Here is a 25,087-nt window from a genome sequence, read left to right on the forward strand (position 1 = left end):
CGCGATAACTGCGTAGTGAATCTCCAGAGGGAGAAACTGCCATGAGCCTGCTCATCAAGACGGTCGTCGCATTTGCGGCGTGCACTATGTTCGCGACGGTTGCGTTCGCCCAGAGCACGGTTGTTCCCGTCGAAAAGGAACCCCCGCCTATGCTGACCGTGGAGCAGCCGCTTCCGGGTCCGTTGGCGCAGGGAGTCGTGTATATCCCCTACCAGGTGGAGAACTTGCGCATCCTGCCTGTGGGCGGACCCGCCGCGAGCAATGTGTCCCCGCGGGTTGGGCACCTGCACATCACCGTCGACGATCTGCCCTGGGCGTGGGCGGACTACGGTCAGAGCAAGACCATCATTTTGGTGGGCATGAAACGCGGCCAGCACAAGGTGCTGATCGAGGCCGTGGACCCCGAAGGCAAGGTCTTTACCGCACAAACGGTGACGTTCGAGGCTTCGGGCAAGGAGGTTCAGCCGTGAAACTCCACACACTGGCGGCTGCGCTGGCAGTCGGATTTTGCCTCCTTTCCGGCCTGGGTCATGCCAATGCGGCCGAAGATCTCTCGATTCGACCTTTCAAAGCTCAGGTGCCGCAAGCGGCACTCGACGACCTTCGCCGGCGCATCACGGAAACACGGTGGCCGGATCGCGAGACGGTCAGCGACCAATCCCAGGGCATACAGCTCGCGAAGCTCAAGCCGCTCGTCGAGTATTGGGGCACCAGCTACGACTGGCGAAAGGCCGAGGCCAAGCTCAATGCTCTGCCTCAATTCATGACAACGATCGATGGCGTAGACATTCACTTCATTCATGTCCGCTCGCGTCATCCGAGCGCCCTGCCGCTAATCATGACGCATGGCTGGCCCGGCTCGGTGCTGGAACTGCTCAAAACCGTCGACCCGCTCACGGATCCCACGGCGCACGGCGGCAGCGCGGAAGACGCGTTCGACCTCGTACTGCCGTCGCTGCCAGGCTTCGGCTTCTCCGGCAAGCCGACGGACACCGGCTGGGGGCCTGATCGCATTGCGCGAGCCTGGGCAGAGCTGATGAAGCGCCTCGGCTACACGGAATACGTGGCCCAGGGCGGCGACTGGGGCTCTCCCGTTTCGAATGCAATGGGCCGCCTGGCCCCGGCAGGCCTGCTCGGCATCCATGTCAACTTGCCGGCCGTCGTACCACCGGAGATTGCCACGGCGCTCGCCGGCGGCGGAGCAGCGCCGGCGGGGCTGACGGACAAGGAGCGCGCGGCATTCGACGCGCTCAGCATGGCCGCCAAGTTGGGGAACAGATCCTACGCTACGATGATGGGCACCCGGCCGCAGACGATCGGCTACGCCATCCATGACTCCCCCGCAGGACTCGCGGCGTGGATGCTCGGGCATCCGGGCTTTTCAGGCTGGACCTACGACGACAGCGACCCTGAAAAGACACCGGAAGAGGTGCTGGACGACATCACTCTGTACTGGTTGACCAATAGCGCTACCTCATCCGGGCGAATTTATTGGGAGTACGGCGGCGGACGCAGTCCCGTTTTTGCCGGCCCTGAAAAAACGAACGAAATCTCGCTGCCAGTGGCGATCACGATCTTTCCAGGAGAGGCCTACCAGGCCCCCGAGACGTGGGCCCGGCGCGCCTACCCCAATCTGGCCTACTTCCATCAGGTCGACAAAGGCGGCCATTTCGCCGCGTGGGAGCAGCCGGAGCTTTTCTCTTCCGAGCTTAGGGCGGCGTTCCGGTCGCTCCGACAACTGAACCGAACTCACTCGGTGGAGCGGTTGCTACTGCCTGCCGAGAGCCGGAAGTCCGCGCCTATCCCCTCGCGTTAACTGAAGCAAACACCGAGACCGAAAGGAGATTGATATGAGCAGTGCTACTCTGGTGCGCAACGAAGCCGCGACCGAAACCCCGAAAGCGCGAGGGGTCGACATGAAGCTCGAGGTCGCCGTCATCCCTGTTTCCGACGTCGATCGCGCCAAGCGCTTTTACCTCGACCTGGGCTGGAGACTTGACGCCGATTTCATCAGGAGCAACGGGTCTCGCGCCGTTCAGCTTACGCCGCCGGGCTCGCCATCCTCGATTCATCTGGGTGACAAGCCAGGACTCTTTCTGATCGTCTCCGACTTGGAGACAGCACGCTCCGAGCTCATCGAGCACGGTGTCGATGTCAGCGAAGCGTTCCACTTCGGCAAGGAAGGACGCACCAGTGGGCCCGATCCGGAGCAGCGCAGTTACGCCTCGCTGGCTTCGTTCAGCGATCCGGACGGCAACAGCTGGCTGCTTCAGGAGATCACCGCACGATTGCCGGGGCGCGTCGACGGGAACGAGACAACCTTCACCTCGTCGACCGAACTCGCGGCCGCGCTCCGACGCGCGTCGATCGCTCATGGCGAGCATGAAAAGCGCACAGGCGGCCAGCGTGATGAGAACTGGCCGGACTGGTACGCCACGTACATGGTGGCTGAGCAGGCCGGCAAAGAGCTGCCATTGTGAGCAGCGTCCGCGCGGCGGCATCGACGTCACGATGAACCTGGCCGTGACGGGAAACCTGCCGGTCGCACACTATGCTGACGATCCCAAAACCTTCGACGGGCTCGTATTACCGACGCGACGGCGCGTACACCTGCATGACGCCAAGGGTGTTGCAAACCACGCATTCACGCCAATCACGGTCGACGTGGCTAATATGACAGTCGACAGAAGATAGTTGGCCGACCAGAGGGACTCATCAATGGACACGACAAGATGATCGAACGGACCGACCTTGATCGACGACTCTTTTTGGGCGCAGCCGTCACCGCGGTCGCGACAGCTCAGTTCGCCATGACTGGCTCCGCAAATGCCCAGTCCAGCACCACGAAACCGGCTGTCACAACAATCAAACCTGGCACGAGTGCGTCGTTTGGCCTGTTAAAGCAAATCAGCGCCGGCGTGCTCAATATCGGCTATGCCGAACTGGGGCCTGCAGACGGCCCGCCAGTCGTCCTGCTGCATGGCTGGCCATACGACATCCACACCTATATCGATGTTGCGCCCCTGCTGGCGGCGAAAGGCCACCGTGTGATCGTTCCGTACCTGCGTGGATACGGCACGACTCGATTCCTGTCGGAGGAGACGATGCGCAACGGTCAGCAGTCTGCCATCGCCGTTGACATTGTCGCCCTGATGGATGCGCTGGGCATCGAAAAGGCGACGATTGGCGGCTGCGACTGGGGCGCCCGGACCGCAAACATCATTGCCGCACTATGGCCCGAACGCTGCAAGGCGATGGTCTCGGTGAGCGGCTACCTTATCGGCAACCAGCAAGCCGGCAAGCTGCCGTTGCCGCCGAAGGCCGAGTTGCAATGGTGGTACCAATATTACTTCACAACAGATCGCGGCCGTGCAGGCTACGAACAATACACACGCGATTTCGCAAAACTGATCTGGCAACTCGCCTCGCCCCAATGGAACTTCGACGACGCTATCTTCGAGCGAAGCGCCGCTGCCTTCGACAATTCCGATCACGTGGCGATCGTCGTTCACAACTATCGCTGGCGGCTCGGACTTGTCCAAGGCGAACAGCAATACGACGAGTTCGAGGAGCGACTGGCGCAGGGGCCGGTCATCGGCGTGCCGACGATCACGCTTGAAGGTGACGCCAATGGCGCGCCGCATCCGGACGCCAGCGCATACGCCAAAATGTTCACAGGCAGATACGCGCACCGCGTTGTCACCGGCGGTATTGGACACAACCTGCCCCAGGAAGCGCCGCAGGCCTTTGCCGATGCCATAGTTGAGGTCGATGCCTGATCGAGTTCGCTGTGCCGCCCTGCGGGTAGACGCAGCAACCTCCAAAAAGAACGCCCATGAGCCGGATCGCAAGGGTTGTCTATACGGCCAGGATCGCCACAATCGGCGGTCGCGAAAATGGCGCCTCGCGCAGCTCCGATGGCCTTTTGGACATCAGGCTGTCGGCACCCGGATCGGCGCGCATCGGCACTAATCCGGAGCAACTGATCGCAGCCGGCTGGTCGACCAGCTTCGCAAGTGCGATCACATCTGTTGCCCGCGAACGAAAAATCGCGCTGCCGGTCGGAGTCAGCATCGATGCCGAAGTCGATCTCAATCTCGGAGACAGCGGCTACTTTCTCAGTACGCGGCTCAACGTCAGCCTGCCTGGTGTGGAGCTCGATCTCGCCAAAGCCCTTGTTGGTGAGGCACATCGTGTCTGTCCATACTCGAAAGCGACGAGCGGCAACATTGAAGTCAGGATCACGCTGATCTGAGCTGAATTGCGGTCCGCCAGTGCCTGTGATTTCACCATGGCGATCTGATCGGGCAGCGCTGGTTCGCTTCTGCGGGGCGCATTCGCTCGCGTTTCAGCCGATAGGGCTACTTCTCGTTAAAAAGGATGGGAGGGCAACCTTGCGGCCAAGATAAGCCCAGCCAACACCGCCTTGTAGGTCGCGTGTCGTTAGTGATTCAGGTCCAGGAAGTGTTAACGATCACGAAGCTCATCACCACCTGGGCGCGTTGTGAACTTCCGATTGTCGAGGAGCCGGAGGGATTCGAGTCCAATTCGCGGGGCCAAAGTGAGCAACAAAATGCAATGAAACTTAAGTTAATGGTAGGCCCGGAGGGTCAATTAAGATCGTTGATTTGTTGGCTCTTTCGTGGCCAAACTCAAAGATCTTCCGTATCGTTCCCGTGACGCCAAACAGTCGATTGTAGCTAACCCCGTTTGCGAACGTTCGGAGACATGCTCCAGAACGGCGGCAATGGGCCGTTTCCAGATTGTCCGCTTGTGGCGGGCGGAAGTCGGTCAATGACAGTAACTTGCCCGGAGGACGTCTGAGGATGATTCGCTAGAAAGTGAGCTTTCGCCGACTCCGGCTTAAGCCCCTTGTCACGACGAGACCAGCGCGTTAGCCATGCGCTCCAGCCCTCGACGCAATAGAGAACGCGGACAGCCGACATTGAGGCGAATGAATCCTTCGCCACCGGGCCCATATACGCGGCCATCGTACAAATTGACCCCGGCACGATTGACAAAGAACTGCTGAACTCCTTCCACCCGGCGATCGAGCGCGCGCGCATCCAACCACACCAGAAACGATGCGTCGGGCATCATCGGCGTAATTCCTGGAAGGTGTTCGCGGGCGAATTCGCAGACCAGATCGATGTTGCCGGCGATGTAGCGTGTGAGTTGGTCGAGCCATGGCGCGCCGGTACTGTAAGCGACCTCCAGGGCGAGGCGGCCGAAAAAATTCGCGTTCACCATGAATGAGGCCTGCATCGCGGCAAGAAGCTTGTCGCGGCGCTTTTTGTTCGCCACCGAAATGGTCGCCGAGGGAATGCCGGCCAAGTTGAAGGTTTTCGTCGGCGCCGTGCAGATGAACGACTTCTCGGCCGCATCCTCCGAGATGGAGGAGAAGACAATGTGGGGTCGGCCGGACAGTCTTATGTCACAGTGTATGTCGTCGGAAATGACCAAAACCCCATGGCGCTCACAAATAGCGTTCAGTGCCGCCAGTTCCTCAAGCGTCCAGGCTTTTCCGGCAGGATTGTGAGGGTTGCAGAGTAGAAATATCTTGGCGCCGCTTGCCGCCAGCGTCTCGAAGTCGTCGAGATCGAGCTCATACTTGTTGTCTTCCAGCTTAAGGCGGTTCATAAGCAGAACCCGTCCGTTTCCCTGGACCACTTCGAAGTAGGGCGAGTACACAGGCGCCTGAACAATGATGCCGTCACCCGGTTTCGTGAAGGTTCGCAGTATCGTCGCCACCGACGGCATGATCGCCGGCGCGGGAAGCAACGATTCCAGCTTCGGCGACCAGTTGTGGCGTCGTGCAAACCACGATTGCACGATCTCATAGTGGCGCGGATCGCGACGGGTGTAGCCGTAAATACCGTGATCTGCCGCTTCGCGCAGCCGCGCGACGATGGTTTCCGGAGCCCGGAAATCCATATCCGCCGTCCATAGCGAGAGCAGGTCTTCGCCCTCGACCCGCGGGGAGAACTCATCCCATTGATTGGCCCATTTGACCGATCCGAATTGCTGGCGGTCGTGGATTTCGTCGAAATCCACTCCTGCAACGCTTGCTGCCGCGATCGACGGATTGGACGTGTCTGCACATGCCATTTGTAATGCCCGCAAAAGTCTGTGGTGGCGCTTGCCGCATTGCCTGCGGCGTCGCTATTTGAGGATTTGCGCCAGAAACTGGCGCGCCCTCTCCGATCGGGAATTGGCGAAGAACTCATGTGGTGTGTTCGCCTCAACGATCTCGCCGTGGTCCATAAACACCACTCGATCGGCTACCTCCCGCGCGAAGCCCATCTCATGCGTGACGCAGAGCATCGTCATGCCCTCGCCGGCGAGCGACACCATCGTGTCAAGGACCTCCTTCACCATCTCCGGATCGAGGGCGGAGGTCGGCTCGTCGAAGAGCATTACTCTTGGGTTCATGCAGAGGGCACGGGCAATCGCAGCGCGTTGCTGCTGGCCACCCGACAACTGCCCCGGATAGTTGGTCGCCTTCTCCGCGATCTTGACGCGATCGAGATAATGGCGCGCCAATTCTTCTGCCGCCATCCGCGGCATCTTCCTCACCCACACCGGCGCAAGTGTGCAATTCTCGAGCACTGTCAGATGGGGGAACAGATTGAAGTGCTGGAAGACCATCCCGGCGTTGCTGCGGACTTCGTCGACCTTGCGAAGATCCTGTGTCACTGGCTTGCCGTTGACGATGATCTCGCCCGATTGATGCTCCTCGAGATGGTTTATGCATCGGATCATGGTCGATTTGCCCGACCCGGATGGGCCACAGATCACGACTCGCTGACCGCGAGGCACCGAGAGATTGATGTTCTTGAGCGCATGGAACGAGCCGAACCATTTGTTAACGTCGCGCAGCTCGACGGCGACGACGGACTCGCCGGGTGCTTCCCTTCTCGGAGTGTACACTGCTTGAGGCATCGTCGTTCGTTCCTAGGATTTGTGGCCGCGCGCCAGCTGGCGCTCCATTGACTGCGAGTAACGGGACATGCCGAAGCAGAAGCCCCAATAGACCAGCCCCGCAAAAAGGTACCCTGTTGAGGAGATCGTAGGGCCTGCCCAGCTCGGATCGACCCGCGCCGTTTCGACGGCCTTCAAGAAGTCTGCGATGCCGACAATGGCAACCAGCGTCGTGTCTTTGAACAGGCCGATGAATGTCGAGACAATGCTCGGGATGACGATCGTCAATGCCTGGGGCAGTACGATCAGGCGCATCATGTCGAAGTAGCTGATGCCGAGCGCCTTCGCCGCCTCGTATTGGCCTTTCGGGATCGCCTGAAGACCGGCCCGCACAACTTCTGCCATGTAGGCGGAGGAGAACAAGGCTATGGCGATGAGCGGGCGCAGGAGACGATCTGGCGTCAAGTAATCCGGCACGAAAAGCGGCATCATGAAGTTCGCCATGAACAACACAGTGATAAACGGCACGCCCCGAACGACTTCGATGAATGTTAGGCAAACCGCCTTGACGATTGGGAGGTCCGACCTGCGTCCGAGCGCCAGGAGGATCCCGATCGGAAGCGAGAAGACGATGCCCACGATCGACATGAGCAGCGTAATCAAGAGCCCGCCCCAGAGCGTGGTATCAATCACGGGCAAATGGAGCAGAGCGACGCCACGCAAGAGAACGAAGGCGGCAACGGGGTAGAAAACGAAAAATAGCATTGCCGCCAATTTGCGCCGCGGAGCCTTCGTCCACAGCAGCCAAGCTATCAGGATGGCCCCGATCGCCTGCGTGAGATCAACGCGCCACCGCTCGGAAATGGGGTACGCGCCGTATCGCAGATAATCGAATTTCTCCGCAATGAAGGGCCAGCAGGCTCCTTCCGGGTTCGCACGGCAGGCCTCTCGGCCGCCGCTCCAGACCGCGTTGAGGATGCCGAAGCTCAGAAACTGATGCAGCAGCCACACCGCAAGGAGGACAAAGCATATTGTCAGCGCGCCTGAGAAAGGCGTCGAGAACAGATTCCTTTTGATCCAGGTCAACGGACTCGGCCGGACATCGCCGGCATCAGTGCGAGATTGACAATTGGTGGACGCAAGGATTGATCGGTCATGCGTCACCTCTCGACGATCGCAAAATGCCGGTTGAACGCGTTCATGGCCAACGAGGTGACGATGGAGATGGCGAGATAGACCGCCAGGGTGATTGCCATCACCTGGACGGCCGCTCCCGTCTGGTTGAGCACCGTCCCCGCAAAGATCTGAACGAGGTCGGGGTAGCCGACGAAGACGGCAAGCGACGAGTTCTTGGTCAGGTTGAGATACTGACTTGTCAGAGGCGGTATGATGATGCGCAGCGCCTGCGGAACAACGACCAGGCGAAGCGTCTTGCCCGGTGAGAGCCCCAGCGCGTAGGCAGCCTCGGTCTGGCCCTTCGGCACCGCCTGGATGCCACCACGGACGATCTCGGCGATGTAGGATCCGGTGTAGACCGACAGGCCGATCAGGAGAGCGGCGAACTCCGGATAGAGCTGGTGTCCGCCTTGAAAATTGAACCCGTGCAGCTGCGGCCTTATGAACGATACCGGCTCGCCGGCCGCCAGGAAAATGACGAGGGGAAACCCTATCAGGGTCGCGAGGCTAACCAAGAGCACTGGCAGTTGCCTGCCAGTTCGCCTCTGGGCGCGCTTGGCGTAGAAGCAGAAGACGATGCAGAAGAAAATGGCTGCCGCGAATGCCAGGTCCACCAGCCCCGCTCCCGGATGCAGTTGGATCTCCGGAATTATGAGGCCGCGATTGTTGAGGTAGATGCCGCCGGGAATTTCGATCGACGACTTCGGCGCGGGCAGCGGCTTGAGGACGGCGTTGTACCAGAAAAGCAGCTGCAGCAATAACGGGATGTTGCGTATGACCTCGACATACGAAGTCGCGACCTTCGCCACGATCCAGTTCTGCGACAAGCGGGCAATGCCGACCACGAAGCCGAGCAAGGTTGCCAACAGGATTGCCAGCAAGCTGACGTAGAGCGTGTTGACCACGCCCACCCAGAAGGCTTGGCCGTAGGTAGAAAGCGTGTCGTAGGGTATGAGCGTCTGATTGATGTCGAAGCCGGCAGCCTCATTCCAAAAGCCGAATGAAAGCGGGATCCCCCGTGCCCGCATATTCGAGGTGGTCTGGATGCCGATACCGAGGGCCAAGGCCAACAGACTGCCGGCGAGCAGGACCTGGTAGAAAATGCCTCGCACCTTCTTATTGTGCAAAGAGAGGCTTCTGCCCGGCTGCACGGAAAGCGTCAAATCGGACATGGCCGGTCCTGTCGGGTAAGCACAACGGCGCTGGCGATTATGCGCCAGCGCCCGGCAACGATGTCTTGTTAGCGAATTGGCGGAGCGTACTGAATGCCGCCCTTGTTCCAGAGCGCGTTGAGGCCGCGCTCCATTTTGAGCGGCGAGTCCTTGCCGACATTCCGGTCAAAGACTTCACCGTAGTTGCCCACCTGCTTGATCACCTCGACCGGCCAATTGTCGCCGAGCCCGATGTCCTTGCCTATGCTGCCTTCTACGCCGAGCAAACGGCGGATGTTCGGATTGTCCGACGATTTCATTGCATCGACATTTTTCGAGGTGACCCCAAATTCTTCAGCGGCCACCATGACATAGAGCGTCCACTTCGCCACGTTGAACCACTGATCATCGCCCTGCCGCACCGCTGGGCCAAGCGGTTCCTTGGAGATCAACTCGGGAAGCACGATGCTGTCGTCCGGCTTGGCCATGCGCAACCGCGAAGCGTTCAAGGTGGAGGTGTCCGCGGATAGGACGTCGCAACGCCCCTCCTCAAAAGCCTTCACGACAGCTTCCTCGTCGGCGAACCCAACCGTGCTGTATTTGAGCGATTGCGAACGGAAGTAGTCGGCAAGGTTCAATTCGGTTGTGGTGCCCTGGGTGACGCAGATCGATGCGCCCTCAAGCCCCTTGGCTGAAGTGATGTTATCGGCCTTGCGCACCATGAATCCCTGGCCGTCGTAAAAGTACGTGCCAGCGAAAAGAATGCCGAGCGACATGTCGCGGGAGGATGTCCAGGTTGCGTTATGCGCGAGAATGTCGATCTCTCCCGACTGCAACGCGGTGAAGCGATCTTTCGGCGTCAACGGAATGAACTTCACCTTTTGCGCGTCGCCAAGCACGGCGGCAGCCACAGCACGACAGTAATCGACGACGAATCCAATCCACTTGCCTTCATTGTCCGGAAGGCTGAAGCCCGCGGTTGCTGAATTTGTGCCGCAGGTGAGGACTCCATTCTTCTTGACATTGTCGAGGGTTGCGGACCACGCCGATGAGGCGGCGCACGCCATGGCTACGGCAATCAAACCCTTAAGCATCGATCTCATTTCGGTGTTCCCCTGTTTTTGTTGAGTCCAGTCTGCACGTACGGCAAACTATTCGTCAAATTGATTATCCTCATTCCGAAAATGAGCTCTGTTCATAATGCGGATGTTGCGTTTTGGATTTGGCTGCGAGTTCGAGGGCGCGGACAGCGACAATTGGCTAAGGCGCTATTGTTTGGATTGCCCCGCTACTCCGATGCCGACGATTGAAGCTCGGCGCCTGGCTTGGGACTCCTTGTAGATGTCCACAATCACCTCCCGGAGCCACTTGGTCCCCGGATCGTTCGCCATCTGACGGTGAACTATGAGCCACGCATTGACATCCGAAATAGGAAGCGGTGGCGGGATAAGGCTCACTTCACTTCTCTCATCCAGCATCTGCAGAATGGCATCCCCGCAATGGGTGATCAGTTCGGTGCCGCGCAGCGCCCTGGGAAGCACCAGATAGTTCGAGATCGTGGCAACGACGTTGCGCCGCAGACCGCGCTGCTTCAGGGCGGCATCTGCCAGCCCCTCTGCTTGACCATCGGCGGAGATCTGGAGGTGGGAACTGGCCAGGTAAGCTTCCAGCGTCATACCGCCCTTGGCGATCTTGCTTCCACTCCACACCGCGCAAAATAGCCGATCTTGCCCGAGTTCCACTTTCAAGAGATTGGGGTCGTCGCGAATTGCCGCTCCCGTCAGCGCACAGTCAACTTGCCTCAAATAGACCGATGAACCGATGTCGGGCCCGTTTGCCGGAATGACGTTCAGTGTTGCGTTAGGAGCTTGCCTCGAAAACTCTCGAATGAGCCCCGGGATGAATATCATGGCATGGTAGTCGGTAAGTCCAACGCGAAAGTTGCGTCTGGTCGTTGCCGGATTGAACACCTGATGCCGGTCGATCGAGGCACGGATGGTTGCCAGCGCGGCAGAAATGTCTGACAGCAACTCCACTGCCCGAGGCGTTGGCCGCATCTCGCCCCCATCTCTGGTGAACAATTCATCCTGCAATAGAAACCGAAGCTTCGCCAAGGAGTGACTTACAGCAGATTGTGTTCTGCCCAATTCGGTTGCCGCGCGCGTGACGCTTCTTTCACGCATCATCACATCGAAAACGCGCAACAAGTTGAGGTCCATGTCGACAAAGTTCATAGCGGCACCTCGTCCGTAGAGACCGCGGCTCTTCACCACGCGTCCACCAAGTGAGGTATTAAAGGTGACAGATGCCGCCTGGACAGTGAAGATAGTTCCGCCCCAGCGATGACCGACGCCCCTGGACCAGCACTGATCGAAATCAATCATCGCACCAGGCGATTGTTGAGGCGGCTGTTGAGCAAAGAGCACCACCGGCAAGCAGCGATCTGAAAATAGGTCTGCTTTCAGGCGTTGCACAAGCGGGTTTGAACGACAGACATGGCCGCAAAGCTCCCGTTCACTTCAGGATCGAGGCCGGACCTGCAGACAACGCAAAAAGTGAACCAGGCGACGTCGGGTTCTCTTCAGGAAAAGCGCCGTCGCGCACGAAGCAATTGGCGATAGCCGCGCTCGACCATCTTCAAGCCGTCGCGCACTAATCGACGCGTCTGATATCGAAAAGCCGAGTCGTGCCAGTCGGCGGCGCTGACCAGTCGCCGACCGAACAAGGCGGTCGCGACTTCAAAATGGGATGCCTGCTCTTCCCGGCCATCCAAGCATCGCAGCATGTGAGCGAGGCGCCGGCGCTGAGCCGCGGTCAATCGGGGGATCGGGAAGGTGTTGCCTGTGGATCAAGCGGATGAACCGTTCGATAGCTTGCAGCCGGTCGTGCGCCATGTCGTCCAACGGTATGATGCCGCTGCCCTCCCGCGTTTGCAGATCCGGCGGAACCTCGACAAGGTTCACGACCCCAGGGTTGATCTCCGGTGGAGACGCTAAATCCGAAGTTCGTATCGCCTGCACATCAATAAGTTGCAATCGAGGGCCCGAAAAACCAAAAGTTGACATAAGTGGCAAGGCAGCATAGGAACTGGTCGTCGATATTGCTGGCTGAGCTTTGGTTATCGCGCGCTTGGCAACGCGCCCTGAACGAACTTTCTTTCAAAATCGTCATCTTCAATCGGCAGCGCATTCGCGTTGCCCTGGCTCAATATTGCTATGAAAGGGTTCATCATGACCACTGGCACAGTTAAATGGTTCAATTCCACCAAGGGCTTCGGCTTCATCCAGCCCGACAACGGCGGCGCCGACGCGTTCGTTCATATCTCTGCCGTCGAGCGCGCCGGTATGCGTGAAATCGTTGAGGGCCAGAAGATTGGCTACGAACTTGAGCGGGACAGCAAGTCAGGCAAGATGTCGGCCGGTAAGCTGCAGGCCGTCTAATCGGATCAGCTTTCCTTTGACCACGGATGTACTGGCACTGTGAAAGCATGAGAACTAATGGGGGTCAGGCAAATCTGCCTGACCTTTTTTAATTTCGGCGGAATGTGCGCTTCGAATAGATGGATATTGGCGGCGGGCCGAAGGCCAAGATGGTCGAGGAAATCTCGATGACAAACAAAATAAACGAGCTTCAGACAATTAATACCGCGTGGCAAATCGCAATCCAGGAAATTCTCCGGTTAGTCGTGCGGGACATCTATAAAACAGGCGACGAGGCTTTATTCTTGTCCCATATTAAGCGCCTCGAAGAGTCTGCGATAGACAGCATCTCCACGGACCTTAGGCTCCGAGGGAACGACGAATGGACCGAGGTTCTCGTCAAAGAGAAGGCAAGCAATTTCGTCACTAGCCTTCTAACATCCTTCACCTTTGATCGCATCTGAACCAAACGGCGTTCGGGCTCGGACCCCGGGCGATTACGCGAGCGGAATACGATGATCGCGATATCGCGTGGAGGATTTTTCGGGGGAAAATCGTCTGTTCCTAAATGCCCCAGAGGTCAATCCCGCCGGGGCAGCGCCTACTGTTCTTTCACCTCCCCAAGGCGGCCTTCAAGTTCTTTCATAAAATGGGCTTCGTTGAGCAGGACTTCCCAATCGGTGCCGAAACGTTCGACCAGATCGTGGGCTTGCTCCTCGGATATGTTTGCTTCTCGGGACAACCGGCCGGCCAAGAGATCAAAGGTGGCGAGATCTGTCTCGATCAAGCCATCGCGGTGCTGCATCGCCGCCGCGATCACTTCAAAGACGCTGCCGACTTCCTCATAGATCTCGCTTACCGCGATGCCCTCTCGGTCCGCAGCTTCCATCGCTTGGTCGGCTAGATCGTTTATCGCGGCCGGGTCGTTGGTCACCGCATCCGGCAGATGCTCTGCCATCCATATTTCCAGGAAATTTGCGCCGCGTGTACTCATTTTGGCATAAGCAGCGGCGCATATTAGGTTCCGCTTATCTTCATGCGGCAGCGAGTCGCGCTTCAGATTCAAAACCGTGGCGAAGGGCAGCGGCAACATTGGCGACGCGGTCTTGGCGAATGGCTTGGGCCGCCCCCCTTAAGCTTCTATTTCCTTTCGATCGATAGGTTCGGCGTGGAACATTTGCGGGTCATCCGGTCCATGTCGGTGCATGCCTTCCCAATTAGTCGAGAGCTTCCCGCCATTCGAATCGTGGCGAACGCAATTGCTCGCCTTCCGAGTGACGAGGCGGCTACGCTCTGGCGGGAAACTGCTACGCATCTGCTTTCGGTCGCGACCGAACGGGGCCAAGACGCAAACGGTGCGCGCGCTGAGGTCCGTCGCTTCTTCGACGCCGTTCAGGCGGCCTTGCTCTGCAGCGTACCCGCCTAGCCGCTGCCTCTCCGGCCCGGCCCGCGACCGGACAATAAGCCTGCCTTCCGCGATCGCACCAAGGGCCGTACTACAGCCGCGCGCCATTCACCATTCATTCATAATATTAGCAGATTCTTACGAACGGGCATGCTGATGCTCCTCAACTGCAACACCAGACTGTCGGCAGGCTGCGGATTCGGGTGGCGGCGAAACAGACACGGGCGGGGGGAGGAGGACTTACCAAAATGTCGAATAGAGAAATCGGAACATCCCGTTTGCTCGGGATGCGTGTCGCCGATCTGAGAACCAGGATGCGGGACGCCGGGATCACCGAACATGAGATTAAGATCTTCCAGAAGGTCGCGGCCATCATCGGGCGCGGCGAAGGCTCTTTACGTATCGACGCGGACGATTTGATCGCCGCGTCCTTTCTTACCGAGACGATGGGCGAACCGACGCTGAACTGACAGCTTCAGGTATCCATGGTTTAGAAGCGGGGGGCCCGCGCCATGGTACGCCTTCGGTACGGGCGTGGCTGTCGGCGTGGGCTTCGCCATCGTCCACGCCTTCGCCGGATAGATCAGAGTGGGCGGTGGACCTGCTTCTCGCCGCCCCTGAAAAGATCGTCTTCATTGTCCATGCCGTGTGCATGGATCTGTCCCGTAATGAGCGGATCGCCCTGGTGATGCGCAGCGGTTAATCCCCATGTCCGCATTGGGGTAACACGAAACCTCAACTGAGCGTCTGGAATTGAGGCGCAAAGCTGCCGTACGTGCCGTGGATAGCTTTCGGGTCAGACTCTCCCGTTTCCCTACAGGTCTTAGCGGCACCGAGACAGGCCATCACGCCCGACACTGTAGAAAAATCGCATGGTCTCTGACCGGGGGGAAAGGCGGTAGCGCTCTCCCGACTCGAACACCTGAACACAGAACCATCCTATTTATACGCCGAGACCGCAATTTGCCGCAGTGCTTGATCGGCGCCCTTCCGGCGAAGGTTGATGCACTCTAGATCCTGATCTCTGAACAGAAGTCCGTGCACTAGGCGGACATATGCCGGCGGCGATGTCATGAAAAGCGACTCCCTTCCCTACCCTCCTCGGGGTCTCTCACGTGAAGAGGCCGCTCGTTATGTCGGAGTAGGCGTAACAAATTTGACCAAATGGTCGCTGACCGCCGCATGCCAAAGCCGAAGAAAATAGATAGTCGTGTAATCTGGAATCGCCTCAAACTGGAGGCCACGTTCGCCGATCTCCCCGGCGACGATGAAGAGAATATTGTCGACTTTCTCTTGCAAGCGTATCATCATCGAGAATAGTCTAGGTCCCTGATGGAACAGCGCCTGAAAGACAAATATCCGGGCTTGTCTTCCTACAAGGATCGGCATGGAACGACGCGGTGGCGCTACCGCGCCAACGGACGTCTGGTGACGCTGCCCGCCCCGAACGATGGATGTTTCAAGGAAGCCTATCAAGCCGCGGTCGAGGGCCGGAAGATCCACAAAGCGCTGGTTGTAACGATGCCGGGTGCTGCCTTGCCGGGAACCTTCGGTGCGGCGGAGCAGAGATTGAAGGCATCGGTCAAGTGGCTCGCCCATGATGAGAGTACGAAATTCAAGAACAGCCGTTTGATCGAGGAATTTCTGGGTCTGCGGGTTGTCGATGACCACCCGCTTACATGGCGCGACGTGCCTGTTAAGAACCTGCGGCGAGTGCACGTCGAGGAGCTTCTGGGACGCTTCATCGCGACACCCCACAAGGCTAAGCACCTGCTGGTCGCGATACGCAAACTCATCAATGTCGCGATACGCCTGGATTGGATCGAAATCGATCCCACCGCAGCTGTGGAATGGCGTCCCGCCTACACAGGCTGGAAGGCTTGGCCAAGCGAAGCAATGCAGAAGTTTGAACAGCGCTGGCCGCTCGGGACGGCTGCGCGCACCTGCTATGGCCTCGCGCTTTGGCTGGGCAATCGTCGCGGCGATGTCGCCGATTTGCGATGGGACCAGAGGGTCACACGCAGGGTCATGATCGATGGCGAGGAACGTCAGTTCGACGGCTTCGACATCACCCAGGCCAAGAATAAGACCAGGACCGGAGGCAAGCGGCTTTTCGTTCCGATTACACCGATGCTTGCCGAAATCCTCGATGCCACTGACAAGCGCGGCGAAACGGTCTTGGTCACGGCTTATGGCCAGCCCTTCTCCTCAAAATCCCTGACCGGGACCATGGCTCATTGGTGCAAGCTCGCCGGGCTTCCGAAAGGGCTGACGCTGCACGGACTGAGAAAGTCGCTTGGGCGTTTACCTCGCAGAGGCAGAGGCCTCAACCAGACAGCTCATGGATGTGTCCGCTCACGACGACAGATCATGCCGAACTCTATTCGCGCGAGGCATCGCAGGTTCGGCTGGCGGTCCAGGGGATGGATCGAGTCGTGCGTCTTGTGACGCGCAAGCCCATGCTTGGCGAACCTTTTGGCGAACCTGTTGGCGAACCTGCCCGTAAGCCATTGATAAATAACGATAATGGTGGGCCCGGAGGGACTCGAACCCCCAACCAAGCGGTTATGAGCCGCCGGCTCTAACCATTGAGCTACAGGCCCCACGCGGGCTGGCTTAGTGTTTTTCGCTCGTCTGCACAAGGCTTTCGAAAGCGCTGGCGCAAAACGCCAAAATCAGCCCATATTCGCGCCGTAGAGCGGCCTGCGCCCATATGGCGCGAAACAGGTCCGGCCCTTGCGCCGCACTGCCGGGAATCGATGCTTTTGCGGGTCGAGGCAGATGCGCCCCGGGGCCGCGGACCGCAGACTTCGAGGAGTTTTCATGACCAGACATCTTTTGCCCATCGCGCTCGCTGCCGCGGTCGCGTTCCCGGCGCTGGCAAGCGCCGCCGACACACAGCCTCCGCCCCGCATCATCGTGTCCGGCGAAGGCGAAGCGACGGTGGCGCCGGACATGGCGATCCTATCGCTCAGCGTCATGCGCGAGGCCAAGAGCGCGCGCGAAGCCCTCGATGCCAACAACGACGCCATGGCGGCGGTGATCGCGGCGATGAAATCCGCAGGTATTGCCGAACGCGACCTGCAGACTGCCGGCATACAGATCAACCCGCGCTACAACTACACCAACAAGGCCGACGGCAGTCAGGAAGCCGAGCTCGTCGCCTACCAAGTGACCAACACGCTGTCGGTGCGCGTGCGCAATGTCGACAAGACGGGCGAGATTCTGGACAAGGCGGTGTCGCTCGGCGTCAATCAGGGTGGCGGCATCACCTTCACCAATGACGATCCGAAGGCGACGATCACCGAGGCGCGCAAGAAGGCCGTCGCCGACGCCATGGCCAAGGCAAAGACGCTTGCGGGAGCGGCCGGCGTCAGCCTGGGCAAGGTGCTTGAGATCACCGACCAGAATGTCGCGCCGGCGCCGATGCCGATGGCCGCCAAGTCGTTCGATGCGGCCCGTTCGGCCGTCCCGGTGCAGGCCGGCGAAAACTCCTACAACGTCCAGGTCACGGTCACCTTCGAGCTGAAGTAACGTCGGTCGGCGCCGCAGGCGTCGCAGCCCACCGACACGCAAAAAAGCCCCGGAGGATCGGTCCTCCGGGGCTTTTTTCGAGCCGCGCCTCACCTCGAGGGGGCTCCGCTATCCTCGCAGAGGATCATCCGCATGGACGATCCTCGCAAAGGACCGTCCTTTCAGCCTCATCGATAGATGATGGGGCAGCCGCGCTCGTTGGCGAACACCACCACCACGCGGTCGCCATACTGGCGGCCGACAACCTTCACCGTGCGGCGGCTGATGTCGACGATGCGGGCGCGGTGCAGACCCATGCGCTCGGCCTTGTCGAGCGCGCGGTCCGGCGAGCAGCTGCGCCAGTCGCGGTCGCGGCGCCAGTCGCGGCGATAGCCGTCATCATCGCCGGTATAGATGCCGAAACGCGGGTCGTGCCTGTCCCCGAAACCGAGATAGAGGCTATCCGCATGCGCCGGAATGGCGGCCAAAGTGCCAAGCCCGACAAGGGCCGAAAGGGCTGCCGTCTTGATCGTGTTGAACATCGTCTTCTCTCCTTATTGTGGGCTGTCGCTCGTAGAACCAATGATTGGAAAATGCCTTTTTGCGTCTGAACCTTCCGCGAACCGGCCATTCATGTCCGGTTCATATAAGCGCGAACCCGTCAGGGTTCGTCGCTCGTGCCAAAACGCTAACCCGTCAGGGTTCTAAACGCGAACCCGCAGGGTTCATCGTTCCCCGTCAAAAAGCGCGCCCTTACGGTTCATCATCCAGATGCGAACCCATCAGGGTTCGTCATCCAGATGCGGACCAGTTACGGTTCGTCGTCAAGTATATAGTCAAAGTAGTCGTCCGGCTCGGCCAGATCGGTTTCCTTAGCCTTCACCCGGCCCTGGATCGAAATGCCGGCCTCGTGCACGGTCGCAGCACTTCCCGAAACAAGCCTGTGCCACCAGTAGAGATCATGACCCTCGGCGATGAGCCGATAGGCGCAGGTCTTTGGCAGCCAGGTGATGGTGCGCACATTCTGCGGCGTCAGGCCGACGCAATCAGGCACGCGCGCCAAGCGATTGGCATAGTCGGAGCAGCGGCAGGTCCCGGCGTCGAACAGCCGGCAGCCGACGCTTGTCCAGAAGATCTCGCCCGTATCCTCGTCCTCGAGCTTCGACAGGCAGCATTTGCCGCAGCCGTCGCACAGCGATTCCCATTCGGCCGGGGTCATCGCCTCAAGCGTCTTCGTTTTCCAGAATGGCGCGGTCATTTTGCTCGATTTGGCCCTCCGCGGCCTTTTGGTCAAGCGTGCGGTGACGGGTGACCCAGTATCAACATTAGAAAAACACGAAATTGCCTTCAAAAGGCCGGCCAGGCATCCTTGGCTGGCGCCAATGCTCGGCGGAACCAATTGCGGTTGACGAAAGTTTGGGCAGGGATGGGACCCCACTAGGAGAAAATCGATATGAAACGCCAACCACGGATTCTGGCGGGCACGGCAATCGGCCTGCTTATGGCATCCGCGCCGTTGGGCGCGTACCCGCTGCAGGGGGGTGTCACTTCCGGCGGCCTGCACGGCGCGCCGCTCGTCCTGGCTCAGGCCGCTTGCGCCGAAGGCCAGTCGGCCGAGGAATGCGCACAGGGCGGAGCCGAGCAGCCGCGCAAAAAGAAGCGCGAACAGCAGCAGCAAAGCGAATCGGCGCCCGCCACCGAACAAGCAGCACCTGCCGAGACCGAGCAGAAGCCGCGCAAGAAGCGGCAGGAGCTGCAACAGATGCAGTCCGGCCAGTCAGATGAGGCTGCACCGGCCGAGCAACAGCTCAAGCCGCGCAAGAAGCGCGACCAGCAACAGCAGACCGAGTCGGCCCCGGCCGAACAGGGCGGCCAGCCTGCAACTGAGGAGCAGCAGTTCAATCCGCGCAAGAAGAAGCGCGAGCAGCAGACCGAGGCGGCTCCAGCCGATCAGGGCGGTCAGCCTGCAACCGAAGAGCAGCAGCCACGTAAGAAGAAGCGCAACCAGCAGGTCGAGTCGGCGCCGGCTGAGCAACCGGCCGAGCAGGCCGCCCCGGACCAGCAGCAACAACTGCGCAAAAAGAAGCTCAATCAACAGCAGCAAAGCGAGACGGCTCCGGCCGAGCAGGCCACCCCCGACCAGCAGCAACTGCGCAAGAAGAAGCTCAATCAACAGCAGCAAAGCGAGACGGCTCCGGCCGAGCAGGCCACCCCCGACCAGCAGCAACTGCGCAAGAAGAAGCTCAATCAGCAGCAGGGCGAGACGGCTCCGGCCGAGCAGGCCGCCCCCGACCAGCAGCAACTGCGCAAGAAGAAGCTCAATCAGCAGCAGCAGGAAGCCGCACCCGCGGAACAGCCGTCAGAACAGCCGGCAAATGACAACCAGCCCGGCAAGCAGCGCAAGCAGGCCCAGCAACCTGCCGAGCAAAGCCAGACCCCTGCCGAACAGACGCCAGCAGGCCAGGGTTCTCGCAAGCTCAAGCCGCTGCCGGTTCCCGGAACCGCGCAGGCACCTGCCGAGACCGAGCAGGCGCCGGCTCAACAGGAACAGCCTTCGAACCAGAACAAGAGGCAGGCCAAGAAACCGCTGACCGAGCAGCCCGCAACCGGGCAGCAGCAGCCTGCCACTGGTGAACAGCCGGCCAACAATCAGCCTGCCAACAACAACCAGCCCGAAAGCGGCGGTAATGCCGCGCAGGGCGCGGCGCCTGCCAACCCGAACGAGGCACCTGTCCTCGACAGCCAGAAGGATGCCATGCGCAGGCACAAGGGCCGCCAGCCGGCCAGCCAGAACGAGACTGGCCAAGCCGGCGCTGTACAGAGCGGTAATCAAGCCGAGCAGCAAGGCGGCAATCAGGCCGGACAGCAGCAAGGCGGCGAGCAGGCGCAGAGGCCGGCTCCAGTCGATCAGGGACCGCCGCCCACCGACGACAAGTCGGCGCAGCAGGCGATCAAGCCCGAAAAGATCGTCCCCGTGGACCAGGAGAAAGGCAAGCGGATCGAGCTTACGCCCGAGCAGGTTGTCCGCGAGCGTCGCCGGCCGCAGGGCGCCGACGTGGTGAAGCAGTTCGGTGACCGGGTGATCCTTCAGTTCAACAACCAGACATTCGTGGAAAGCAACGAAGCTCCTCGCATCACCCGCGGCGCCAGGGATGTTTACTACGAGGATCTTTCGGACGGCCGCACCCGCGAAATCGTGGAGCGCGACAACGGCGTTAGGGTCATCACCATCCGCAACCGTAATGGCGACGTCATCCGGCGATCGCGCATTACATCGGATGGCCGCGAATATGTGCTGAGCTATGTCGACGAGCGCTACTATAACGATGTCGACGAGTGGCGCGATCCCGGCGACGACCTGCCACCGATGCGGCTCGACATCCCGCGCCGGGACTACATCCTGGATTCGGAGGAAGTCGAGGATCCGGACGAATATTATACCTTCCTCGAACAGCCACCTGTGGAAAGGGTGCAGCGCCTCTACTCGATCGACGAGGTCAAGCGCTCGGCCCGCGTGCGCGACATCGCCCGCCGTATCGATCTCGACACGCTGAACTTCGACTTCGGCTCGGCGACGATCTCCGACACCGAAGTGCAGAAGCTCGAAGGCGTGGCCACCGCCATGGAAAAGCTTCTGAAGAAGAACCCGGCGGAAACCTTCCTGATCGAGGGCCATACCGACGCCGTCGGCACGCCGGACGCGAACCTCGCGCTGTCGGACCGGCGTGCCGAGGCGGTGGCCGAGGCGCTCACCAACGCCTTTGGCATCCCGGCCGAGAACCTCACGACGCAGGGCTATGGCGAGGAATATCTCAAGGTGAACACGCCCGGACCGAACCGCGAGAACCGGCGTGTCGCTATCCGCCGCATCACCTCGCTGGTGGCGCCGGTGGCGAGCAACAGCGAGCAACAATGAGCGTTTGATTTCAAGATCCTGCCCGGATCCTCGAAATCAGCGCGCAAGAGGAAGGCCCGCCCGCTTCGGACGGGCCTTTTCCTTGCCGCCTCAAGAAGAATTGTCCCGCTCGACCCGGCCTGCTCATTGAATCGCCGCATTGCGGCACCCAGATTTCGTACAGGGCGTTCCCTGCCCTGTCCCGACTCCAGCGGGACATACTGAGCCCCGCCGGGTCCCCTCCCCGGCGGGGCTTTTTGTCTTGAAAACCAGCTTCATCTGGCCGAAATACGGCCCAGAGCAATTCCAGGAAAGGCGGTTAGGCTCGGCGCCTTCGCCGTAGCCTTTCGTCCGCAATTGCGTCAAAGCAAAGAGATAGAGCGGTTCGCCGTTTCGGTGCAACGGTGAAATACCGCAATCTAACCGGAGCCTTCATGAAACGTCTCGAACTCGCCATCGAATCCGTCATCCTGGCCTCGCGCTGGCTGCTGGTCGCCTTCTATCTCGGGCTCGGCGTGGCGCTGGCGCTCTACGCGCTGTCCTTCGGCAAGAAGCTCTACGAGTTCGTCATGAGCGCCTTCACGCTCGGCGACACCGACACGATCCTGAAGATGCTGGTCTGATCGACGCCGCGCTTGTCGCCTCGCTGGTGGTAATGGTGATCATCTCGGGCTACGAGAATTTCGTCAGCCGCTTCGACGAGCAGGACGGCGAGGTCCATTGGCTGGGAACGATCGATGTCGGCTCGCTGAAGGTCAAGGTCGCCTCGACCATCGTCGCGATTTCTCCATCCACCTTTTGCAGGTGTTCCTGAATTCTGTGTCCTATACGACCGACCAATTGATGTGGCTGACCATCATCCATCTCGCCTTCGTCGTCTCGGCCCTGATGCTGGCCTATATCGACCGTGTCATGGCGCTCGCCAAGGGTAAGAAGGCCGAGGTGGATTGAGGCGGACCCGGTCCGTCAGTAGATCCTTTTTACCCTCGTCTGCGAGTTCGCGAACACCTCGTCGGGGACGAAGAAGTCGCCCGCGAGCTGATCGGTCGCGCCTGGCGCATAGATCGAAAAGTCCGTCACGCCTTCGGCGCGCAGCACTTCTTCGTCGATGTAGAAATTGCCGGTCGCCTCTCGCGAGGGACGCAGGAAGATCGCATGCGCGGCGTCGGCCATGATGTCGGGCGAGCGGCTCATCGCAGCCACCGTGGCGCCGCCCAAAAGATTGCGCACCGCAGCCGTATCGATGGTCGAGATCGGCCATAGCGAATTGACAGCGATGCCAGCTCCAGCGAACTCGGCGCTCATGCCAAGCGTGCACAGCGACATGCCGAACTTGGCCATTGTGTAGGCGACATGGTTCTTGAACCACTTGGCCTTCATATCGAGCGGCGGCGCCAGATTCAGGATGTGAGGGTTCTCGGCCAGCTTCAGGTGCGGAATGCACATTTTGGAAACCAGGAAAGTGCCGCGTGTGTTGATCTGGTGCATCAGGTCGTAGCGCTTCATGTCGGTCTCCAGCGTGCCGGTGAGCTGGATGGCGCTGGCATTGTTGACGCAGATGTCGATGCCGCCGAACCGCGCGACGGTCCTTGCCACAGCATCGGCGACCTGGACGTCCTCGCGGATGTCGCAAAGCACCGGCAGCGCCTTGCCGCCGGCCCGCTCGATTTCTTCCGCCGCGCTGTAGATCGTGCCCGGCAGCTTCGGATGCGGTTCGGCGGTCTTGGCCGCGATCGTCACATTGGCGCCGTCGCGCGCCGCGCGCAGCGCGATCGCCAACCCGATGCCGCGCGATCCGCCCGAGATGAACAGTGTCTTTCCCTTGAGCGACATGTCTCGCCTCCCTCTTCAATTCGGGGGCAACTTGCGCGGGCGACACACTTGGCGCAAGAGCCGAAGGCGGCGGACCGGGATTACGCAACGTCGTGCGCGGACAGGGTCAGACCAATACCAATCCTTGCCGCATGGCGATCGCGATGGCGTCGGTGCGGTTGGCGGCGCCGAGCTTGATCAGGATGGCGGCCACATGAAACTTCGCCGTGTGCACGGAAATGTTGAGCCGCCGTGCGATGACCTTGTTCGGCGCGCCTTCGGCGAGCAGCGCCAGCACTTCCGCTTCGCGCGGCGACAAAGCCGGGCGCGCCTGGTTGTCGTCCGGCACATCCTCTTCGGCGAGCCCGTCATGGAAATCGCCATGCGCGACCTCTGACCGCCCAGCCCTGTCGATGCGATAGCCGGAGGCGGCGAGACGCGCTGCGGCGGCGATCAGCAGGCAATCTGCGGAGACAGGCAGCACTGCCAACACATTGTCTGCCACCCGTTCGCCGCCCACACGGTGCGAAAGGAGGACAATAGGCGTGGCCGAACTGACGACCCTGCTTTCCAGGCCGGCCTCATCGGCGATGGCGACATCCGCCATTTGGCCGACGCCGCTTCCAGCCAATACCGGCAGCAGATCGTCGCTGGCGGCAAGCGCATCGGCAAGCTGCTCGGCGCGCTGGGCATCGCCGAGCGCCACCAGCACGGTCAGCCGATGGGCTGACGGTTCCGGTCGTGCAATCACTTGTGCCGCGCTGTTTGCCATCAGCCCTCTCAGCTCAGCGGCTTCTCGCCGATGGTGATCGACACGTCGCGTTCAGCGCCGCCGCTCGAAACACCGATCGTCACGGCTGTGCCGGCGCTGTCCGGCCCGAGCTTGCGGATCAGCTCGCGCGGGCCATCCACGGCCTCGCCGTTCCAGGCGACGATGATGTCGCCGACATGCAGGCCGGCGGCCTTGGCCGGGCCGCTGTCGTCGAGGCTCATCACCATGGCGCCTTTCGTGTCGCCATTGCGGATCGGATGCAGCCCGGCGCCGAGATAGCCGCGCGCGACATGACCCTTCTCGCGCAGCGTCGCGACAGCGCGCTCGATCGTCTCGTAAGGCATGACCAGCACGCGCCGGCGCGGTCCGAATAAAAGCATGCCGATCAAGCCACCCTTGGCGTCGAGCACCGGCCCGCCCTCGAAGCGCCCGCCGGTGTTGATGGCGAGGTTGATGCGCCGGTCGATCGTGCCGCCGCGCATTGAGCGCCAGGCCGGCCCGACCTCGCCGATCGTGCCGAACACCGCAAGCGCGGCGCCATCGCTGTTCCCTGCAGCGATCGCCAGATTGCCGGGCCGCACGGCGCCGGCCTGGGCGAGTTGCGGCAAACCGGCAGCGGCGGAAGCCGGCTTCAGCAGGGCGACGCCCGTCGACGGATCGCGGCCGACGAGTTCCGCCTTGACGGTTTCACCGGAAGCCAGCGTCAACTCGATCTCTTCGCCGGCTTCGACCGCTTCCTCGGCGGTGACGAAATAGCCATCGCGCCAGTGGAAGGAGCTCGCAGTGCGGTGGTGGTGCGTGACGAAGCTCGCCAGCGCGGGGGCAGCGGTGGACGCGACATCGGCGATTGCGTTCGAAAAGGCACTGAGATTGAAGTTGCTCATAAGACTGTCTCCTGGGTTCGGTGACCCAGATATCGCTCCGTTGCCACATCGGGGGTACTCGCCTGACGGCTAGTCACCGGCCGGACTGGCCACATGGTCAGGTCGCGGCTGTCGAGCCCGCTCCGCACATATAGTGCGT

At 60.5% G+C, this 25,087-nt stretch carries 24 protein-coding genes, 1 tRNA gene and 3 pseudogenes; 14 read left to right on the top strand and 14 right to left on the bottom strand.

Translation table 11 applies throughout. The features are described 5' to 3' along the window. Positions 1 to 41 precede the first annotated feature (41 nt). The 5 genes from O7A05_RS01485 to O7A05_RS01505 all read left to right on the top strand — a co-directional run bounded on the left by O7A05_RS01485 (position 42) and on the right by O7A05_RS01505 (position 4,255). Positions 42 to 470 (top strand): DUF6130 family protein, encoded by a 429-nt coding sequence (locus O7A05_RS01485; RefSeq protein WP_337091179.1) that lies wholly within the window; start codon positions 42 to 44, stop codon positions 468 to 470. 53 nt (positions 471 to 523) lie between these two features. After that, positions 524 to 1,816, top strand: coding sequence for an epoxide hydrolase family protein (locus tag O7A05_RS01490; protein WP_415926945.1), 1,293 nt, complete (start codon positions 524 to 526; stop codon positions 1,814 to 1,816). A 34-nt stretch (positions 1,817 to 1,850) separates the two neighbouring features. After that, positions 1,851 to 2,480: a VOC family protein gene (locus O7A05_RS01495; protein ID WP_337091180.1), complete on the top strand. Its 630-nt coding sequence runs from the start codon at positions 1,851 to 1,853 to the stop codon at positions 2,478 to 2,480. A 252-nt stretch (positions 2,481 to 2,732) separates the two neighbouring features. Beyond that, positions 2,733 to 3,779 (top strand): alpha/beta fold hydrolase, encoded by a 1,047-nt coding sequence (locus tag O7A05_RS01500; RefSeq protein ID WP_337091181.1) that lies wholly within the window; start codon positions 2,733 to 2,735, stop codon positions 3,777 to 3,779. Positions 3,780 to 3,835: 56 nt separating this feature from the next. Further along, entirely contained in the window at positions 3,836 to 4,255 is a 420-nt protein-coding gene (locus O7A05_RS01505) for an Ohr family peroxiredoxin (RefSeq protein WP_337091182.1), read from the top strand. 620 nt (positions 4,256 to 4,875) lie between these two features. On the opposite strand, the gene O7A05_RS01510 is transcribed toward O7A05_RS01505, so the two are convergent. The 7 genes from O7A05_RS01510 to O7A05_RS01540 all read right to left on the bottom strand — a co-directional run bounded on the left by O7A05_RS01510 (position 4,876) and on the right by O7A05_RS01540 (position 12,033). Next, positions 4,876 to 6,108, bottom strand: coding sequence for a MalY/PatB family protein (locus O7A05_RS01510; RefSeq protein WP_337091183.1), 1,233 nt, complete (start codon positions 6,106 to 6,108; stop codon positions 4,876 to 4,878). A gap of 54 nt (positions 6,109 to 6,162) precedes the next feature. Continuing rightward, positions 6,163 to 6,942, bottom strand: a complete 780-nt coding sequence (locus O7A05_RS01515) for an amino acid ABC transporter ATP-binding protein (RefSeq protein ID WP_337091184.1) — start codon at positions 6,940 to 6,942, stop codon at positions 6,163 to 6,165. A 12-nt stretch (positions 6,943 to 6,954) separates the two neighbouring features. Continuing rightward, positions 6,955 to 8,007 carry an amino acid ABC transporter permease gene (locus O7A05_RS01520; RefSeq protein WP_337091185.1) on the bottom strand — a complete coding sequence of 351 codons (1,053 nt, stop codon included), beginning with the start codon at positions 8,005 to 8,007 and terminating at the stop codon, positions 6,955 to 6,957. Positions 8,008 to 8,081: 74 nt separating this feature from the next. Continuing rightward, entirely contained in the window at positions 8,082 to 9,269 is a 1,188-nt protein-coding gene (locus O7A05_RS01525) for an amino acid ABC transporter permease (RefSeq protein WP_337091186.1), read from the bottom strand. Positions 9,270 to 9,337: 68 nt separating this feature from the next. Further along, the gene (locus tag O7A05_RS01530; RefSeq protein ID WP_337091187.1) at positions 9,338 to 10,351 is read right to left on the bottom strand and encodes an amino acid ABC transporter substrate-binding protein; all 1,014 of its coding nucleotides are present in this window, start codon (positions 10,349 to 10,351) and stop codon (positions 9,338 to 9,340) included. Positions 10,352 to 10,516: 165 nt separating this feature from the next. Beyond that, complete coding sequence (locus O7A05_RS01535; protein ID WP_337091435.1) at positions 10,517 to 11,677, bottom strand: LysR family transcriptional regulator; 1,161 nt, start codon at positions 11,675 to 11,677, stop codon at positions 10,517 to 10,519. A gap of 152 nt (positions 11,678 to 11,829) precedes the next feature. Next, positions 11,830 to 12,033 (bottom strand): DUF2285 domain-containing protein, encoded by a 204-nt coding sequence (locus tag O7A05_RS01540; RefSeq protein ID WP_337091188.1) that lies wholly within the window; start codon positions 12,031 to 12,033, stop codon positions 11,830 to 11,832. 445 nt (positions 12,034 to 12,478) lie between these two features. Here O7A05_RS01540 and O7A05_RS01545 point away from each other — a divergent pair, with 445 nt between their 5' ends. Together O7A05_RS01545 and O7A05_RS01550 are read left to right on the top strand one after the other, a co-directional pair. Continuing rightward, positions 12,479 to 12,688, top strand: a complete 210-nt coding sequence (locus O7A05_RS01545; RefSeq protein WP_095769174.1) for a cold-shock protein — start codon at positions 12,479 to 12,481, stop codon at positions 12,686 to 12,688. Positions 12,689 to 12,855: 167 nt separating this feature from the next. Further along, positions 12,856 to 13,131, top strand: coding sequence for a hypothetical protein (locus O7A05_RS01550; protein ID WP_337091436.1), 276 nt, complete (start codon positions 12,856 to 12,858; stop codon positions 13,129 to 13,131). A 137-nt stretch (positions 13,132 to 13,268) separates the two neighbouring features. Here the strand turns inward: O7A05_RS01550 and O7A05_RS01555 are convergent, their stop codons facing one another. Next, a complete protein-coding gene (locus tag O7A05_RS01555; protein ID WP_337091449.1) occupies positions 13,269 to 13,760 on the bottom strand; it encodes a hypothetical protein in 492 nt (163 codons plus the stop codon). Between the two features lie 102 nt (positions 13,761 to 13,862). On the opposite strand from O7A05_RS01555, the gene O7A05_RS01560 reads away from it, so the two are divergent. From O7A05_RS01560 to O7A05_RS34330, 4 genes and pseudogenes are all read left to right on the top strand, one after another. Continuing rightward, positions 13,863 to 14,093, top strand: coding sequence for a DUF6074 family protein (locus tag O7A05_RS01560; RefSeq protein ID WP_337091437.1), 231 nt, complete (start codon positions 13,863 to 13,865; stop codon positions 14,091 to 14,093). A gap of 293 nt (positions 14,094 to 14,386) precedes the next feature. After that, positions 14,387 to 14,542, top strand: a complete 156-nt coding sequence (locus O7A05_RS01565; protein ID WP_337091189.1) for a hypothetical protein — start codon at positions 14,387 to 14,389, stop codon at positions 14,540 to 14,542. A gap of 602 nt (positions 14,543 to 15,144) precedes the next feature. Beyond that, positions 15,145 to 15,392, top strand: a pseudogene (locus tag O7A05_RS01570) (hypothetical protein). A gap of 645 nt (positions 15,393 to 16,037) precedes the next feature. Further along, positions 16,038 to 16,516 (top strand): annotated as a pseudogene (locus O7A05_RS34330) (tyrosine-type recombinase/integrase); the annotation flags it as partial. A gap of 83 nt (positions 16,517 to 16,599) precedes the next feature. Here O7A05_RS34330 and O7A05_RS01580 read toward each other — a convergent pair. Beyond that, positions 16,600 to 16,675, bottom strand: a tRNA-Ile gene (locus tag O7A05_RS01580). Between the two features lie 220 nt (positions 16,676 to 16,895). Between O7A05_RS01580 and O7A05_RS01585 the strand changes: the two genes are divergently transcribed. After that, positions 16,896 to 17,606 carry an SIMPL domain-containing protein gene (locus O7A05_RS01585; protein WP_337091191.1) on the top strand — a complete coding sequence of 237 codons (711 nt, stop codon included), beginning with the start codon at positions 16,896 to 16,898 and terminating at the stop codon, positions 17,604 to 17,606. Between the two features lie 167 nt (positions 17,607 to 17,773). On the opposite strand, the gene O7A05_RS01590 is transcribed toward O7A05_RS01585, so the two are convergent. Both O7A05_RS01590 and O7A05_RS01595 read right to left on the bottom strand, forming a co-directional pair. Then, positions 17,774 to 18,127, bottom strand: coding sequence for a hypothetical protein (locus O7A05_RS01590; RefSeq protein WP_337091192.1), 354 nt, complete (start codon positions 18,125 to 18,127; stop codon positions 17,774 to 17,776). A gap of 269 nt (positions 18,128 to 18,396) precedes the next feature. After that, positions 18,397 to 18,843: a YcgN family cysteine cluster protein gene (locus tag O7A05_RS01595; RefSeq protein WP_337091193.1), complete on the bottom strand. Its 447-nt coding sequence runs from the start codon at positions 18,841 to 18,843 to the stop codon at positions 18,397 to 18,399. Positions 18,844 to 19,038: 195 nt separating this feature from the next. On the opposite strand from O7A05_RS01595, the gene O7A05_RS01600 reads away from it, so the two are divergent. Then, a complete protein-coding gene (locus O7A05_RS01600) occupies positions 19,039 to 21,501 on the top strand; it encodes an OmpA family protein (protein ID WP_337091194.1) in 2,463 nt (820 codons plus the stop codon). Positions 21,502 to 21,914: 413 nt separating this feature from the next. Beyond that, positions 21,915 to 22,431: pseudogene (locus tag O7A05_RS01605) on the top strand (TIGR00645 family protein). A 15-nt stretch (positions 22,432 to 22,446) separates the two neighbouring features. On the opposite strand, the gene O7A05_RS01610 reads toward O7A05_RS01605, so the two are convergent. The 3 genes from O7A05_RS01610 to O7A05_RS01620 form a co-directional block, all read right to left on the bottom strand. Beyond that, complete coding sequence (locus tag O7A05_RS01610) at positions 22,447 to 23,313, bottom strand: SDR family oxidoreductase (RefSeq protein WP_337091195.1); 867 nt, start codon at positions 23,311 to 23,313, stop codon at positions 22,447 to 22,449. Between the two features lie 106 nt (positions 23,314 to 23,419). After that, a complete protein-coding gene (locus tag O7A05_RS01615; protein ID WP_337091196.1) occupies positions 23,420 to 24,064 on the bottom strand; it encodes a helix-turn-helix transcriptional regulator in 645 nt (214 codons plus the stop codon). Between the two features lie 8 nt (positions 24,065 to 24,072). Then, positions 24,073 to 24,948, bottom strand: a complete 876-nt coding sequence (locus tag O7A05_RS01620) for a S1C family serine protease (protein ID WP_337091197.1) — start codon at positions 24,946 to 24,948, stop codon at positions 24,073 to 24,075. Positions 24,949 to 25,087 lie beyond the last annotated feature (139 nt).

This window comes from Mesorhizobium argentiipisi (SeqCode), from assembly GCF_037179585.1.
Classification (GTDB): domain Bacteria; phylum Pseudomonadota; class Alphaproteobacteria; order Rhizobiales; family Rhizobiaceae; genus Mesorhizobium; species Mesorhizobium argentiipisi.

Bases quoted from the DNA above. Each gene is read 5' to 3' on its own strand.
- O7A05_RS01615 (WP_337091196.1), bottom strand. From the start codon at position 24,064: ATGGCAAACAGCGCGGCACAAGTGATTGCACGACCGGAACCGTCAGCC.
- O7A05_RS01610 (WP_337091195.1), bottom strand. From the start codon at position 23,313: ATGTCGCTCAAGGGAAAGACACTGTTCATCTCGGGCGGATCGCGCGGC.
- O7A05_RS01595 (WP_337091193.1), bottom strand. From the start codon at position 18,843: ATGACCGCGCCATTCTGGAAAACGAAGACGCTTGAGGCGATGACCCCG.
- O7A05_RS01500 (WP_337091181.1), top strand. From the start codon at position 2,733: ATGATCGAACGGACCGACCTTGATCGACGACTCTTTTTGGGCGCAGCC.
- O7A05_RS01560 (WP_337091437.1), top strand. From the start codon at position 13,863: ATGTCGGTGCATGCCTTCCCAATTAGTCGAGAGCTTCCCGCCATTCGA.
- O7A05_RS01565 (WP_337091189.1), top strand. From the start codon at position 14,387: ATGCGGGACGCCGGGATCACCGAACATGAGATTAAGATCTTCCAGAAG.
- O7A05_RS01600 (WP_337091194.1), top strand. From the start codon at position 19,039: ATGAAACGCCAACCACGGATTCTGGCGGGCACGGCAATCGGCCTGCTT.
- O7A05_RS01525 (WP_337091186.1), bottom strand. From the start codon at position 9,269: ATGTCCGATTTGACGCTTTCCGTGCAGCCGGGCAGAAGCCTCTCTTTG.
- O7A05_RS01515 (WP_337091184.1), bottom strand. From the start codon at position 6,942: ATGCCTCAAGCAGTGTACACTCCGAGAAGGGAAGCACCCGGCGAGTCC.
- O7A05_RS01530 (WP_337091187.1), bottom strand. From the start codon at position 10,351: ATGAGATCGATGCTTAAGGGTTTGATTGCCGTAGCCATGGCGTGCGCC.
- O7A05_RS01495 (WP_337091180.1), top strand. From the start codon at position 1,851: ATGAGCAGTGCTACTCTGGTGCGCAACGAAGCCGCGACCGAAACCCCG.
- O7A05_RS01620 (WP_337091197.1), bottom strand. From the start codon at position 24,948: ATGAGCAACTTCAATCTCAGTGCCTTTTCGAACGCAATCGCCGATGTC.
- O7A05_RS01590 (WP_337091192.1), bottom strand. From the start codon at position 18,127: ATGTTCAACACGATCAAGACGGCAGCCCTTTCGGCCCTTGTCGGGCTT.
- O7A05_RS01540 (WP_337091188.1), bottom strand. From the start codon at position 12,033: ATGCTGCGATGCTTGGATGGCCGGGAAGAGCAGGCATCCCATTTTGAA.
- O7A05_RS01510 (WP_337091183.1), bottom strand. From the start codon at position 6,108: ATGGCATGTGCAGACACGTCCAATCCGTCGATCGCGGCAGCAAGCGTT.
- O7A05_RS01545 (WP_095769174.1), top strand. From the start codon at position 12,479: ATGACCACTGGCACAGTTAAATGGTTCAATTCCACCAAGGGCTTCGGC.
- O7A05_RS01550 (WP_337091436.1), top strand. From the start codon at position 12,856: ATGACAAACAAAATAAACGAGCTTCAGACAATTAATACCGCGTGGCAA.
- O7A05_RS01485 (WP_337091179.1), top strand. From the start codon at position 42: ATGAGCCTGCTCATCAAGACGGTCGTCGCATTTGCGGCGTGCACTATG.
- O7A05_RS01585 (WP_337091191.1), top strand. From the start codon at position 16,896: ATGACCAGACATCTTTTGCCCATCGCGCTCGCTGCCGCGGTCGCGTTC.
- O7A05_RS01505 (WP_337091182.1), top strand. From the start codon at position 3,836: ATGAGCCGGATCGCAAGGGTTGTCTATACGGCCAGGATCGCCACAATC.
- O7A05_RS01555 (WP_337091449.1), bottom strand. From the start codon at position 13,760: ATGTTGCCGCTGCCCTTCGCCACGGTTTTGAATCTGAAGCGCGACTCG.